General features: G+C 61.4%; 13 protein-coding genes. 9 read left to right on the forward strand and 4 right to left on the reverse strand.

Going from position 1 to position 13,737, the window contains the following annotated elements; genetic code table 11:
• Positions 1–17 precede the first annotated feature (17 nt).
• The gene (locus tag LOL23_RS08905; RefSeq protein WP_237173487.1) at positions 18–839 is read left to right on the forward strand and encodes a glutathione S-transferase N-terminal domain-containing protein; all 822 of its coding nucleotides are present in this window, start codon (positions 18–20) and stop codon (positions 837–839) included.
• A 176-nt stretch (positions 840–1,015) separates the two neighbouring features.
• Here the strand turns inward: LOL23_RS08905 and fabI are convergent, their stop codons facing one another.
• The 3 genes from fabI to gloB form a co-directional block, all read right to left on the reverse strand.
• Entirely contained in the window at positions 1,016–1,798 is a 783-nt protein-coding gene (fabI, locus tag LOL23_RS08910) for an enoyl-ACP reductase FabI (protein ID WP_160980533.1), read from the reverse strand.
• Between the two features lie 84 nt (positions 1,799–1,882).
• Complete coding sequence (locus LOL23_RS08915; RefSeq protein WP_160980535.1) at positions 1,883–3,289, reverse strand: transglycosylase SLT domain-containing protein; 1,407 nt, start codon at positions 3,287–3,289, stop codon at positions 1,883–1,885.
• 8 nt (positions 3,290–3,297) lie between these two features.
• Entirely contained in the window at positions 3,298–4,116 is an 819-nt protein-coding gene (gene gloB / locus LOL23_RS08920; RefSeq protein ID WP_160980537.1) for a hydroxyacylglutathione hydrolase, read from the reverse strand.
• Positions 4,117–4,132: 16 nt separating this feature from the next.
• Between gloB and LOL23_RS08925 the strand changes: the two genes are divergently transcribed.
• The 5 genes from LOL23_RS08925 (at position 4,133) to dnaQ (ending at position 10,541) form a co-directional block, all read left to right on the forward strand.
• Complete coding sequence (locus LOL23_RS08925; protein ID WP_160980539.1) at positions 4,133–4,894, forward strand: methyltransferase domain-containing protein; 762 nt, start codon at positions 4,133–4,135, stop codon at positions 4,892–4,894.
• Positions 4,895–4,928: 34 nt separating this feature from the next.
• The gene (gene rnhA / locus LOL23_RS08930) at positions 4,929–5,399 is read left to right on the forward strand and encodes a ribonuclease HI (protein WP_160980541.1); all 471 of its coding nucleotides are present in this window, start codon (positions 4,929–4,931) and stop codon (positions 5,397–5,399) included.
• 153 nt (positions 5,400–5,552) lie between these two features.
• Positions 5,553–6,671, forward strand: coding sequence for an efflux RND transporter periplasmic adaptor subunit (locus LOL23_RS08935; protein ID WP_160980543.1), 1,119 nt, complete (start codon positions 5,553–5,555; stop codon positions 6,669–6,671).
• 11 nt (positions 6,672–6,682) lie between these two features.
• Positions 6,683–9,733, forward strand: a complete 3,051-nt coding sequence (locus LOL23_RS08940) for an efflux RND transporter permease subunit (protein ID WP_237173488.1) — start codon at positions 6,683–6,685, stop codon at positions 9,731–9,733.
• 67 nt (positions 9,734–9,800) lie between these two features.
• A complete protein-coding gene (gene dnaQ, locus LOL23_RS08945) occupies positions 9,801–10,541 on the forward strand; it encodes a DNA polymerase III subunit epsilon (protein ID WP_237173489.1) in 741 nt (246 codons plus the stop codon).
• Here dnaQ and LOL23_RS08950 read toward each other — a convergent pair.
• Complete coding sequence (locus tag LOL23_RS08950; protein ID WP_160980547.1) at positions 10,529–11,536, reverse strand: LysR family transcriptional regulator; 1,008 nt, start codon at positions 11,534–11,536, stop codon at positions 10,529–10,531. The two genes, dnaQ and LOL23_RS08950, sit on opposite strands and share 13 nt — an antisense overlap.
• A gap of 140 nt (positions 11,537–11,676) precedes the next feature.
• Here LOL23_RS08950 and LOL23_RS08955 point away from each other — a divergent pair, with 140 nt between their 5' ends.
• The 3 genes from LOL23_RS08955 to LOL23_RS08965 are packed head-to-tail and all read left to right on the forward strand — an operon-like array spanning position 11,677 to position 13,675.
• Positions 11,677–12,969 (forward strand): NAD(P)/FAD-dependent oxidoreductase, encoded by a 1,293-nt coding sequence (locus tag LOL23_RS08955; protein WP_160980549.1) that lies wholly within the window; start codon positions 11,677–11,679, stop codon positions 12,967–12,969.
• Entirely contained in the window at positions 12,966–13,373 is a 408-nt protein-coding gene (locus tag LOL23_RS08960) for a RidA family protein (RefSeq protein ID WP_160980551.1), read from the forward strand. Before LOL23_RS08955 ends, LOL23_RS08960 begins: the two co-directional genes overlap by 4 nt.
• 8 nt (positions 13,374–13,381) lie before the next feature.
• Positions 13,382–13,675 carry an FAD-dependent oxidoreductase gene (locus LOL23_RS08965; protein ID WP_237173490.1) on the forward strand — a complete coding sequence of 98 codons (294 nt, stop codon included), beginning with the start codon at positions 13,382–13,384 and terminating at the stop codon, positions 13,673–13,675.
• Positions 13,676–13,737: the final 62 nt, after the last annotated feature.

Consider the following 13,737-nt stretch of genomic DNA (forward strand, 5'->3'; position numbering starts at 1 on the left):
GCGTACGGTACCTAGGTATGGCGGCGCTGCCCATCCTTTATTCGTTCCGCCGCTGCCCCTATGCCATGCGGGCCAGGCTGGCGTTGGCCGCGAGCGGGGTTGCCTGCGAACTGCGAGAAGTCGTGCTGCGCAACAAGCCGCGTGCCATGCTGCAAGCCTCGCCCAAGGGCACGGTGCCTGTGCTGGTGTTGTCTGCGCCCGGGCAGCCGGAGGTTATCGACGAAAGCCTGGATATCATGCGCTGGGCGCTGGCGCAGGCCGATCCGCTGGGCTGGCTTACACCCGAACAAGAAGACGTTTCCGCTATGCTGACCCTGATTGCGCAATGCGACGGCCCCTTCAAGCACCATCTCGACCGCTACAAGTATCCTGATCGGTACCTTGCGTCAGCCCGAGATGCGGTCCTCAGTCCGCCCGGCAGCGCGGAGCCGGGCGTGGCAATGCCGGCGCCGAATGGCGCGGCAGAGTGCAGATTGGGGGACGATACCGCAGCCGGTCGCTGCGATGTCGCGGCTGCTGACGCCCCGCGCAGCAACGCCCGGGAAGACCTGTTGGAATATTCTGCACGACACCGCGATGCTGCGGCGTTGTGGCTGGACGCGCTGGGTCGCCGGCTTGATGCGGGCTATCTGTTCGGCAGCCGGCCGGCGCTGGCCGACATGGCCATTTTGCCCTTCGTGCGGCAGTTCGCGCACGTCGACGACGCCTGGTTTGCAGGGCGCGTACCCGCAAACGTGCTGCGTTGGCTTGAAGGATGGGAAAACGGCCCGCTGTTCGCGGCTGTGATGCCGAAATTCGCACCTTGGTGCGAAGGCGAGGTAGGCGTAGCCTTCCCCTGAAGCATGTCTGCGGGAGCCAGCCACGAACATGCTTGGCGGCAAGAATGCCGTGTGCACCTGCTGCGCGGGCGTTTAGTCGTCGTGTTGAGTACCAAGCGCGTGGCCGGGCGAAAAAATCAATGCCGAGTCTCGCCGCACAGTCCAGCCGCCTTGTGGGGCTGGACTGCAGGCCAAGGTTATTCCATGCCGGGGACAACCGCCGAGAAACCGCCATCCACGTGTGTGATCTCGCCCGTGATGCCAGCGGCCAGGTCGGACATCAGGAAAGCGGCGACATTGCCGACATCTTCGATCGTGACGTTGCGACGCAGTGGCGCATGGGTTTCGACGAACTTCAGGATGACCGAGAAATCCTTGATGCCACTGGCTGCCAGCGTCTTGATCGGGCCGGCCGAAATGCCGTTGGCACGGATGCCGTGGGGGCCCAGGGATGACGCCAGATAGCGTACGCTGGCTTCGAGCGAAGCCTTGGCCAGCCCCATGGTGTTGTAGTTGGGGATGGCTTTTTCAGCGCCCAGGTAGGTGAGCGTCAGGACTGAACTGTTACGGCCCTTGAGCAATGGCAGCGCGGCTTTGGTAAGCGCGGGAAAGCTATAGGCTGATATATCATGTGCGATACGAAAAGCTTCGCGCGTCATACCTTCGAGGAAATCGCCGGCAATCGACTCGCGCGGCGCAAAGCCGATGGAATGCACCAGCCCGTCCAGGCCGTCCCAGCGCTCGCCCAGTTGGGCAAAGGCGTCATTGATCTGGTCGTCTTCGCTGACGTCACAGGGGATGACGATGTCGGTTCCGAGCTCGGCGGCGTATTCGGTGACGCGATCCTTGAAGCGCTCACCCACGTAGGTGAGCGCCAGCTCGGCACCTTGCTGCTTGCAGGCACTGGCAATGCCCCAGGCGATTGAGCGGTTGGAGATGACCCCGGTAACCAGAATGCGTTTGCCTTCCAGGAAGCCCATGTATTGATCCTTGATTGTGTAGCGGTGTGATGTTGTGAAGTATGTGGCGGGCAAGGCGCGGCCACAAATGCCGCGCCCCGCGCGTTAGCCCCGTATGTCTGTGCCCGGCACCCTGATTTTGTTGCCTTTTACGAGATTGTTGCTGTGCAGGTTATTGAGCTTGCGCAGTTCGGACACTGATGTGTTGTAACGCTTGGCCAGGGCGAATAGAGTGTCGCCTGGTTTGACGGTGTGTGTGCGCACATTGGCCGTGCGGCGCAATACCTTGACGTCGCCCTTGTTCTGGCGCTGTGCATGGGGCGTCTGCCGCGCCTGGGTAAGGATGTCGGGCCCAGGCTGCTCGAGCGACGCGAGCATGACACCGCCCTCGGGCGCCAGGCCACCGGCGGCCGGCACCAGCAGCGACTGCTCGCCAGCACGCTTGTGCTGGTCGCTGATGCCATTGACAGCCAACAGGGTTTTTTCGCTGATGCCATGGCGCTGGGCGATCGCTGCAAAGCTTTCGCCCCGGCTGCTTTTGTACATGCGCCAGGAGCTGAGGCGGCCTTGATAGGCGGAAAGATTGTTGTTGAAGATATTTACGCGGTTGGTGGGCAAGAGCAGCGGAGTGTCGTGCTCTGCCAGCATGATGGGCCGGTTGAACGAGGCATTGAGCGACTTGAACTCGTCCAGCGGCATCTCGGCAAGGCGGGCGGCCACCTCGATGTCCATGTCGCGATCCTTCTGGATGATCGCGAAATAAGGCTGATTGCCAACGTCGGGCAGGCTGATGCCATAGCGGGACGGGTTGGCGATGATGTTCTTGATGGCTTGAAGCTTTGGAACGTAATTGCGGGTTTCGTCTGGCATCGCCAGCGAGAGGTAATCAGTGCCCAGGCCTGCCCGGGCGTTTTTTTCCATGGCGCGCCGCACCGCGCCTTCGCCCCAGTTGTATGACGCCAATGCAAGATACCAGTCGCCCTGGAAGTCGTACAGGTAGGCCAGATAATCGAGCGCGGCCTGGGTAGAAGCGATAGGGTCGCGGCGCTCGTCGCGCCACCAGTCTTGCTCGAGCTTATAGTGCCTGCCCGTGCTGGGGATGAACTGCCACAGGCCCGACGCCTTCGAGCGGGACAGCGCGGTGGGATCGTAGGCGCTTTCAACGAAGGGTAGCAATGCGAGCTCGGTAGGCAGGCCGCGGCGGTTTAGTTCTTCGACGATGAAATACAGGTATTTGCCAGCCCTTTCGCTCATGCGCTTCACCGACTCGGGGTGCTGGGCATAGTACGACGTCCATTGATTGGCCAGGTCGGTGTGCAGATTGGGGATGGCGAAGCCGCGGCGTACGCGATCCCACATATCGCGGGGGGGATGAGTGAGATCAATGGTGCGGGAAGTGTCTGCGGCGGAGTAACTCTTTTTTGCGGGGGCGTACGGGTTGTTGGGCGTTTGGGTCGCGCAGCCGGCGAGGACTGCTACGATCAGCAAAAGGAAGAGGCGCAGACGGATCATGGGTATTATTAAAAAGTGTTCTTCCACTCTCGCAGGCTGGCAAAGACCTCGGCTTGGGTATCGAGCCTGGCCCCGGCATGGCGGGAGGCGGCTTGGATGATGTCAGCGTGCATGGTTCGGATAAACGGATTGATGTTGCGTTCGGTCTCTATCGTTGACGGCAGGGTGGGCTTGCCTTGGGCGCGTAGGCCGGATGCTGCCTCCCATCGTTGCTGCAAAGCCTGGTTGCCTGGGTCGACGGTGCGTGCCCAGCGCAGGTTGGACAGGGTGTATTCATGCGCGCAGCACACCAGCGTATCGGCCGGTAAAGCGCTAAGTTTACCCAGAGAATCAACCATTTGGGCAGCCGTTCCCTCAAAAAGGCGGCCACAGCCGCCTGAAAACAGGGTATCGCCACAGAACAGCACCGGAGGATGGCCGTTGAACTTCCCGAAATACGCAATATGCCCCGCAGTATGGCCAGGGACATCCAGCACCCGAAGCCGCAGGCCCGCGCGGGGCAATTGTACCGTATCGTCTTCGCCCAGCCGGACGTCACAGGCCGGCAGGCGCTCGCCAGCGGGGCCGTATACAGGTGCGCCGGTTTCCTGGATGATTTCGAGCACGCCGCCGACGTGGTCGCCGTGATGATGCGTGAGTAAAATGGCGTCCAGCGTCAGGCCCAGGCGGTTTAGTGTGTCAAGTACAGGCTGCGCCTGTCCAGGGTCGACCACCACAGCGTGAGCACCCTTGCGCGCCATCCATATATAGTTGTCGGTGAAGGCGGGTATGGGCAGCAGTTCGGTATCGTCGTGTGGGCTGGCGGCGGTAGTTACATCGGTATTCATCTGACCAGGAGCGAGAGTGTCCGCAGACCAACCCCTTATCATGGAGCTGGCCGAGTGGCTGGAAACGCCGCCCGGCCGGTATGTGCGCGGGTGGGAGCAGACGCAGGTGGATGCCATGGTGGGCAATGTCTTTGGCTATCATGCCATACAAGTGGGCCTGTCGCATTGGGATTTACTACAAGCCAATCGCATCCCGTACAAGGGCCGCACCCACATCGAAGCGGCCCAGGCCGCCGAACTGGGCGCAATTCTGGTCACTGAGCCCGAAGCGTTGCCCTTCGATTCACAAAGCATCGATCTGCTGGTCATGCCGCATGTGCTCGAGTGTTCTTCCGATCCCCACCAAGTGCTGCGCGAAGCTGAACGGGTACTGATGCCCGAGGGCCGGGTCGTGATTACCGGTTTCAACCCCTGGAGCATCTGGGGGGTGAGCGACCGCGTACCCGGGTTGGATCCCCTGCTGCCCGTGCCCGCGCATCTTCAGGTTTCGCTCCCTCGCCTGAAAGACTGGTTCAAGCTGCTTACCTTCGACGTCGACCAGGCCCGCTTCGGGTGCTATCGTCCCGCCTGCAGTGATCAGGTTTGGCTCGACCGCTGGGCGTTCCTGGATGGTGCGGGCCAGCGCTGGTGGCCCGTATGCGGGGCGGTTTATGCCGTTACCGCCATTAAGCGGGTGGCCGGCATGCGGCTGGTGGGCCCCGCCTGGAAAACCGCCAAAAAGCGTGTGCGGCGGCAGGCAGTGGTCACCGGGCGCCATCACGTCACAAGAAGCCGGTAGGCAATTTTCTTATTCCCCTTTACGCATCATATTCATGACCATCAATCGCAGCCAGGTAGAAATCTGGACGGACGGCGCCTGCAAGGGCAACCCCGGCGTGGGCGGCTGGGGCGCACTGCTGCGCCAGGGCCGTCACGAAAAATCCCTATATGGCGGCGAGGCTGCCACTACCAATAACCGCATGGAACTCATGGCAGTCATCCAGGCACTGCGGGCACTCAAGCGGCGCTGCGACGTCGTGGTGCATACCGACTCGCAGTATGTGCAAAAGGGCATGAACGAGTGGCTGGTCAACTGGAAGCGGCGGGGCTGGCTGACGGCAGAAAAGAAACCCGTCAAGAATGCCGACTTATGGCGTGAGCTGGATGAGCTGGTCGCCGAGCATGTCGTGAGCTGGCGCTGGGTGCGCGGGCATGCCGGCGACCCGGGCAACGAGCGTGCCGATGAGCTGGCCAATATGGGGGTTGAACTCATGCGTGACGAGCAACGCAATAAGGTCATGTAATATTTTGAAATCTAATGCTAAAGTCACGGTTTCACGCTCATTTCGGCGCGTCCCGCCTGCTTTCGCCATGAACCCCACTCGATCCGGGGCGCCCGTCCGCCCGCCGCGAAACTTTGGCCGCAGCGCAGGCAGCCCATGTGTGGGGCAGCGCTCATGAGTGGCCGTACTGTGGTTGCGCTTGTGGCCTTGGCGGTCGGCCTCGCCCTAGGGGCAGCAGGCATGCGCTTGGCCGATCGCACGTGGCCGGCCAAGCCTGCCGATACGGGCGCTGCCGTCGTTGCACCGGCGCAGGGCGGCGGGGCAGGCAAGAAAGGCAACCCCCGCGTCGAGGTCGTTCCGGTGGAGCAACAAGCCGTGCCGCGGGGCATATCGGCGGTGGGCAGCCTGCGCTCAGAGGATGCGGTTGTGCTGCGGGCCGAGGTCGCGGGGCGTATCACCGACATCAATTTCAAAGAAGGCGGGCACGTTGCCAAGGGCCAAGTGCTGGTGCGCCTGGACGATAGCGTGGCTCGCGCAGAACTCAAGCAGGCACAGGCCAACCTGCGCCTGGCGTCCAGCCAGTACCAACGTGCGCGGCAGTTGGCAGAGCAGGGCTTCATCAGCAAGCAGGCGCGCGACGAGGCGGCGAGCCAGTTCGGGGTACAGGAAGCTGCCGTGGCACTGGCCCGGGCGCGCCTGGAAAAAACCGTCATCATCGCGCCCTTTGACGGGCTGATCGGCCTGCGCAACGTCTCCGTCGGCGATTACATCAACGCGGGCAGCGATTTGGCGCCGCTCGAATCGGTGGATCCGCTCAAGGTCGACTTTCGCATTCCAGAGCAATATTTTGCCGATGTGCGTGTCGGCCAGAAGCTGAACCTGAGTTTCGACGCCTTGCCGGGCCAGGCACGAGAAGGCGTGGTAGGTGCCATCAGCCCATTGGTGGACGTAGGCGGGCGCTCGTTGTTGCTGCGGGCCACCGTGCCCAACACCGACGGAGCGTTGCGTCCGGGCATGTTCGCGCGTGTGCAGCTTGAGTTCAGCGACAGCCTGGCGCTGGTGGTGCCCGAAACCGCGCTGTCGCCATCGGGCGAATCGCAGTATGTCTACCGCGTTGCCGACGGGCGTGCCGAGCGCATTGAGGTGCGCGTGGGCAGCCGTCGTCAAGGCAAAGTGGAAATTATCGGCAGAATCAAGGCTGGCGACAAGGTGGTCGTGTCGGGCCTGCAGAAGATCGTCGATGGCCGCGAGGTCGATATTGCCACGCCGGCGGCGTCCGCCCCGGCATCCTGACGGGGCCGTCCATGATTCTGTCCGAAGTCTGTATCAAGCGGCCGGTATTTGCCACGGTGCTGTCGCTGGTCATCGTGCTGGTGGGGCTTATTTCCTATCAGCGGCTCACGGTGCGCGAGTACCCAAACATCGACGAACCCGTGGTGTCCGTGCGCACCGAATACAAAGGCGCTTCGCCCGAGGTGATCGAGTCCCAGGTCACCAAGCCGCTCGAAGATCAGTTGTCGGGCATCGAGGGCGTGGATGTCATGACGTCACGCAGCCGCTCCGAAGTCAGCTTCATTAATATCAAGTTCAATCTTTCGCGCGACGCGGACTCGGCAGCTGCCGATGTGCGTGACAAGGTGGCGCGTGCGCGCCGTTTCCTGCCTGATGAGGTCGACGAGCCGGTTATCAGCAAGGTCGAGGCCGATACCACGCCGGTGCTGTTCCTGGGTGTAGAAACGGGCGGAATGTCGGCCATCGAAGCATCCGACTACATCAATCGCTACATCAAGACGCGACTGTCGGTATTGCCGGGGGCGGCTGAAGTACGTGTGTATGGCGAGCGGCTGCCGTCCATGCGCGTATATGTGGATCGCGTGCGCCTGGGCGCCTACAGCCTGACGGTGCAAGATGTGGAGAGCGCCTTGCGAGCACAGAACGTGCTGATCCCCGCAGGGCGCATTGAATCCATCGCCCGGGAGTTCACGGTAATGTCCACCACCGATCTGCAGACGGTGCGGCAGTTTCAGGATGTGATTGTGGCGACGGTGCAAGGCTACCCCGTCAAGCTGAGCGATGTGGCGGATGTGGGCATTGGCGCCCGCGATGACCGCATCCTGGCGCGCCTGAACGGCCAGCCTGCGCTTACCATCGGCATTACCAAGCAGTCCACAGCCAACCCGCTGGACTTGTCGCGCTACGTGCGGGCCGAGCTTGATGCCATCAACGAGAACCTTCCGCAGGGTATGAAGCTCAGCGTCACCTACGATACCTCGGTCTTCATCGAGGAGTCGATCAAAGCCGTTTATAAAACAGTGGGTGAAGCCATCCTGCTGGTGGTGTTGGTGATTTTCTTCTTCTTGCGCAACGTGCGGGCCAGCCTCATACCGATTGTCACGATACCGGTTTCGCTGATTGGTGCGTTCGGCATCATGTACTTTTTCGGATTCTCGATCAATACACTGACGCTGCTGGCCATGGTGCTGGCCATCGGGTTGGTCGTGGATGATGCCATCGTGGTGCTGGAGAATATTTTCCGCCACATTGAAGAAGGCAAGACGCGCAGGGAGGCAGCATTCCTGGGTGCGCGCGAGATCGGCTTTGCCGTGATAGCCATGACGCTGACGCTGGTCACGGTGTACGCGCCGCTGGCTTTTGCCACTGGTCGCACTGGCCGGCTGTTCATCGAGTTTGCGCTGACGCTTGCCGGTGCCGTGCTGGTTTCGGGCTTTATTGCGCTGACGCTGACGCCCATGATGTGCTCGCTGATGCTGCGCCACCAAGCGGGGCACGGCAAGCTTTATACGATGATCGAGCACATGCTGGGGTGGTTGAATGAACGCTACCGCAACGGGCTGGCACGCGCGCTGCGCCACCGTCTCCTCGTGCTGTTGGTGGGGTTGGTTGTGGCGCTGGGCAGTGTGGTGCTGTTCAACGTCGTCAAGAGCGAACTTTCGCCGGTGGAAGACCGCGGGGTGATCTATGGCATGCTCAGTGGCCCGGAGGGCGCCACCATCGACTACATGCTGCAGAGCATCGAGAAGGTGGAGCGTATCTACAGCGACATTCCCGAGGCCGCCGCTTACCAGTCCATCATCGGCTTTCCCACAGTCACGGATGGCCTGGCCATCCTGCGTCTCAAGCCCTGGAGCGAACGGAACCGAAAGCAGCAGGAAATTGCCGAGTCGCTGCGGCCGCGCTTCAATGCGCTGCCGGGCGTACGCGCCTTTCCCACCAACCCGCCCTCGCTGGGCCAGCGCGCCACGTCCAAGCCCGTCAACTTCATGATCATGAGCCAGGCGTCTTATCCGGAGATGTCGAAAATGGTCGACACGTTCGTGGACCGCCTGCGCGACTATCCCGGCCTGCAGAACCTTGACACCGACCTGCGCCTGAATACGCCTGAACTGCGCGTCATCGTGCAGCGCGACAAGCTGGCGGACGTGGGCGTGAGTGTCGAAGCCGTCGGGCGCACACTGGAGTCCATGCTCGGGGGGCGGCAGGTCACTCGCTTTCGCGACAGCGGCGAGCAGTACGACGTGATCGTGCAGGTCAAGAAACAGGATCGTGCCGACCCGGCTGATATCTCGGATATCTACGTGCGCACCCGTGATGGCGGCATGGTCCAGCTGTCCAATTTCGTGACCGTGGCCGAAAGTGTCTCACCGCAGTCGCTTAACCATTTCAACCGCCTGCGTGCAGTCAAGGTCGAGGCTGCGGTGGCGCCTGGTTACGCGCTGGGCGAAGTATTGGCGCATATGGACGCCGTCGCGCGGGACGTGCTGCCGCATACGGTGCAAACTGATCTGGACGGCCAGTCGCGCGAGTTCCGTGATGCCTCGGGCGGCTTGTACCTGGTGTTCGCCATGGCTCTGGCGTTCATCTATCTGGTGCTCGCGGCCCAGTTCGAAAGCTGGCGCAACCCGCTGATCATCATGTTTTCGGTGCCGCTGTCGATGACGGGTGCGCTGCTGGCCCTGTATCTCTCGGGTGGCACGTTGTCCATCTACAGTCAGATTGGGCTCATCACCCTGGTGGGCTTGATTACCAAGCACGGCATCCTGATCTGCGAGTTCGCCAATCAGTTGCGCGCCGACGGCATGGCCATGCGTGAAGCCGTCATCGAGGCCTGCGTGCTGCGGCTGCGGCCTATTTTGATGACGACCGGCGCCATGGCGCTGGGTGTGCTGCCGCTGGCCTATGCCACTGGCGCCGGAGCCGAATCACGCCAGCAGATCGGCTGGGTGCTTGTGGGAGGCTTGACCTTCGGCACTGTGTTGACGCTGTTTGTGGTGCCGGTGGCCTACAGTCTGATCGCCAGCCGCGCACGGCCCAAATCCAGCATTTCAGACGCCTGATTCCGGCGTGCCCGGCCGGCTTTATACTGTGAACCTGATTCAACAAGGTAGCGTGAGGGAGCGGGCAGTGACGACAACACCCGGCAACAACAGATGCATCGTGCTCGATACGGAAACCACCGGGCTTGACCCTGCCCAGGGGCATCGCATCGTCGAAATGGCTTGCGTGGAAATCGAAAACCGCATGATCACGGGGCGCAACCTGCACTTGTACCTCAACCCCGACCGCGACAGCGACCCCGAAGCCTTGGCTGTGCATGGCCTGACCACCGACTTCCTTTCAGGTCATCCTCGCTTCGAAGAAGTAGCCCAGCAACTCATCGACTTCGTCGACGGCGCCGAGGTCATCATCCACAACGCGGCGTTCGACACCAAGTTTCTCAATGCGGAACTGCGCCGCTGCGGCCGGCCCGCCTTCGAAACTTTGTGCGGCAGCATCACCGACTCGCTGCTGCGCGCGCGCGAAATGCACCCCGGCAAGCGTAATTCGCTTGACGCGCTGTGCGAGCGCTATGGCATCTCCAACGCCCATCGCACGCTGCACGGCGCCTTGCTCGACTCTGAACTGCTGGCGGATGTCTGGCTGGCCATGACGCGCGGGCAGGACGCCCTGCTGATGGATTTTGCGGAAGAAGGGCAGGGTGGCGCGGATGGGCTGCCCGGCCATAAAGTGGATGCTGCGGCGTTGCGCGTGATTCTTGCCGATGCCAGCGAACTGGCCGAGCACGCGGCTTACCTGGAGGCGCTGGACAAAGCCGCGGGCAAGCCGTGTGTGTGGCGCGGCGAGCAGGCAGCTCAGCCGGCTTGATGGCGGCTTGCGCCGCGCCCAGACGCGGCCAGGAAATTAAGCGGCTTGTTGCCCTCGAAGCCATGGCGGGCGTCATCTTGCCGGCTGCCTTGGCGGACCAGCTCGATGAGCAGCTCCGCCAGCAGTGTTGCGCTGGGGGTAAGTGTCCGGCCTTTGATCTTCACCAGCGCCCATTCGCCGAACCTGTTGCGAGACATCGGCACATGCAGCTTTATGATATTGGCGTTCGGAAACCGGGTTTCCATCATCAGGTTGCTGGTGACGAGAATGATATCGGAGCCAGGGATGATCCGGTTGAGCAAGGCCATATCATCGCATTCGATGCTGACCTGGAAGTTATCGTTGGGGCCCAGCCCCATGCTTTGCTTCAATGACAGAAACATCTGCGGAGGCAGGCTCACCGACGCGAACGCATACTTCAGCAGCTCGGTGGCCTGTACCGTGCGGGACGGATCGCTGGCGATCAAGGGATGATCGCGGCTGCAGCACAGCGTAACCGTCAGGCCACCAATTGGCGTGATGTCCAGCGTGGCGTCCTGCTTGATGTCGCGCACATCCGCCATGAAAAAATCAATTTTCCCAGCGTGCAGTGCTGCCAACAGATTGGCCCAGTGGTCTATGCGGATGCTGAACGACACCCTGGGATAGCGTTGGTGAAACTGATGGATGGCGGTATCCAGAAAGCTTGCCGCCGGAAACGGGCCCGAGCCCAGTGCGACGCTGCCCAGCTCGCCGGTTTTCAGGTACTCGATATTTTTGCGAAAGCTCGTTGCCTCTGACAGCAGATGGCGCGCATGGGTGATGACATGCTGGCCCGTAGGGGCGACCTCTACTTTGTTCGTTGTGCGCGCAAAGATCTGGATGCCGATTTCCTCCTCGAGTGCCGAAATGCTTTTGCTGAGCGCGGATTGGCTCAGGTGTACGCGTTCGGCGGCTTTGCTGAAGCTCAGCGTATCTGCGAGCGCGACAACGTGCGTGAGCTGCTTGAAGTTCATTTATGAATGAATCGAATAAAGGTAGCCAATGTTTTTCATTTTACATCTGAAACATGGACTGGCAGAGTAGCAAAAACATACCCGGATGACTGCAGCGCATACCTGATCGGCATCCGACATTAGCAATATGGAGACACGGTGTGATCGAATACCGGGCTTATGCATCGCCCAGCGGGTGGAATGCCATTTCCGAGATAAAGGCTGGCTATACGACGCTGCAAGCCGATGCCGTGGCGGATTATCTGGTGGTTGGCGCCGGCTTTGCAGGCTTGGCTGCGGCGCGCAGGTTGGCTGAACTGCATCCCAGCGAACGCATCGTGCTGCTGGACGCCGGCCTGCCAGGCGAAAACAGCTCGGGCCGCAATTCTGGTTTCATGATCACCCAGCCGTACGCCAAAATCTCGGCCAGCCGCGACGCGGCGCAGCGTGAGTGGCAAATCCGGCTGCTGTCCCACGGCAAGCAGCAGTTGCACACCATCGTGCAAGAACACACTATCGCCTGCGGCTGGGGCGAGATCGGCCATTACAAGGCCGCAACGACACCTGTCGGTGCTCGCGCGCTCGGCGCATTGCGCCAGACACTTGCCGACAACAAAGTACCGTTTCGGGTGCTTGACGCACGCGACATCGCAAGCGAACTGGGTACTGGCTATTACCAAGCTGCTCTCTGGCTGCCCAGTTGCGCACTGGCGCAGCCGGCGGAACTGGTCAACGGGTTGATCGAGGTGCTGCCCGCCAATGTGAGCGCATACTTTGACACGCCCGTACAGAATATTCGCGGCTCAGGGCCGTACGTTGTAGAAACGGGCGGCGGCACAGTCAGTGCGCGCACGCTGCTGCTCTGTGTAAATTCGCAACTGCCCGAGTTCGGCCATGCGGGTTTTCGTCAACTCACCATGTACACCTATGCCGGCCTCACCCGGCCATTGTCCACAGCGGAAGCTGCTCAGTTTGGCCGCGACGCGGATTGGGGGCTGACGCCGGTCGAGCGGCTCGAGGCCACAAGCCGCAAGGTGGGCGGCAAGCGCTATATGCTGCGCACGGGTTTCTCATACAAGCGTGAGCTGCCTCCCGAGCAGGTGGCATGCCTGTTGGCGCGCGCCTTGGCTGCTCGTCATCCCGATCTGCCAGCGGACATTTTCGAGCATATCTGGGGTGGGGCGGTCAGCCTTACGCGCAACGACGCGCCGATCCTACGCCAGGTGGGGGGGCGGGCATTCGTCCTGTCGGGCTGCAACGCGTCGGGCATCCTCAAGATGTCGGCACTGGGTGAGCTGCTCGCCGACATGGCCGTTGACCGTGCTTCACCGCTGCTGGCTGAAACGCTGGCCCTCAGCAAACCGGCCTTCATCCCGCCGGATCCGTTGCGGCGCATCGCCGTGAATATGAACCTGCGCAAATTCAAGCGCGAATTGACCGGAAGTCATGCATGAGCACCGTCGCAATAACGCTTAAAGCCGTACAGAGCCGCATCGTCAATCCCCCTACCGTGCCCATCACCAACGCTATCGACGCGGGGCAACTGGTGTTTACGGTGCAGATGCCGCGCGATCCGGAAACGATGAAGGCCAGTGGGGACGGTGATATCCGCGTCCAGGCGGACAGAGTTTTCAGCCAGCTCGCGCACGTCCTCGAATGTGCTGGATCGAGCTTGAGGCATGTTGCCCAGATGACGATTTATTTGGTCAACAAGGAAGACGCCGCCGGCATGAATGAGGTCTATGGCCGCTATTTCACGCAAGCGCCATTCCCCAATCGTGCAACGGTCGTGGTGAAGGAACTTCTGGGCCCGAACTGCCTGATTGAAATTGTGGTTCAGGCGGTGAAGGCGGAGTAAGCAGCGCAATGGAACAGGTCACTATCATCGGCGCCGGCGTTGTCGGCATGTGCACGGCCGTTGCCCTGCGACAGCGCGGCGTTCCGGTGCGCGTCATCGACGAGCGCGAGCCGGGTACAGGTACATCTTTCGGCAATGCGGGGTTGGTCAGCATCGACAGCTGCGTCCCGATTGCCTTGCCTGGCATGCTGAAAAATGTGCCCAAGTGGTTGAGCGACGCGCAAGGCCCCTTGACGGTGCGCCCCGGGTATCTCCCCAATGCGGCACCGTGGCTGCTTAAATGGATAGGCTCTACATCATGAACGGGGGACAAGCGGTATTCATTAGACTTGTTTTTGCGAAGAACATTTCTAATGGAAGCAAT

This window comes from Paracandidimonas lactea (genome assembly GCF_021653995.1).
Classification (GTDB): Bacteria; Pseudomonadota; Gammaproteobacteria; order Burkholderiales; family Burkholderiaceae_B; genus Allopusillimonas; species Allopusillimonas lactea.

Excerpts from the sequence above, each read along its gene's own strand:
- LOL23_RS08965 (WP_237173490.1), top strand. The coding sequence starts at position 13,382 with ATGGAACAGGTCACTATCATCGGCGCCGGCGTTGTCGGCATGTGCACG.
- LOL23_RS08915 (WP_160980535.1), bottom strand. The coding sequence starts at position 3,289 with ATGATCCGTCTGCGCCTCTTCCTTTTGCTGATCGTAGCAGTCCTCGCC.
- LOL23_RS08950 (WP_160980547.1), bottom strand. The coding sequence starts at position 11,536 with ATGAACTTCAAGCAGCTCACGCACGTTGTCGCGCTCGCAGATACGCTG.
- LOL23_RS08940 (WP_237173488.1), top strand. The coding sequence starts at position 6,683 with ATGATTCTGTCCGAAGTCTGTATCAAGCGGCCGGTATTTGCCACGGTG.
- fabI (WP_160980533.1), bottom strand. The coding sequence starts at position 1,798 with ATGGGCTTCCTGGAAGGCAAACGCATTCTGGTTACCGGGGTCATCTCC.
- gloB (WP_160980537.1), bottom strand. The coding sequence starts at position 4,116 with ATGAATACCGATGTAACTACCGCCGCCAGCCCACACGACGATACCGAA.
- LOL23_RS08960 (WP_160980551.1), top strand. The coding sequence starts at position 12,966 with ATGAGCACCGTCGCAATAACGCTTAAAGCCGTACAGAGCCGCATCGTC.
- rnhA (WP_160980541.1), top strand. The coding sequence starts at position 4,929 with ATGACCATCAATCGCAGCCAGGTAGAAATCTGGACGGACGGCGCCTGC.
- LOL23_RS08935 (WP_160980543.1), top strand. The coding sequence starts at position 5,553 with ATGAGTGGCCGTACTGTGGTTGCGCTTGTGGCCTTGGCGGTCGGCCTC.
- LOL23_RS08905 (WP_237173487.1), top strand. The coding sequence starts at position 18 with ATGGCGGCGCTGCCCATCCTTTATTCGTTCCGCCGCTGCCCCTATGCC.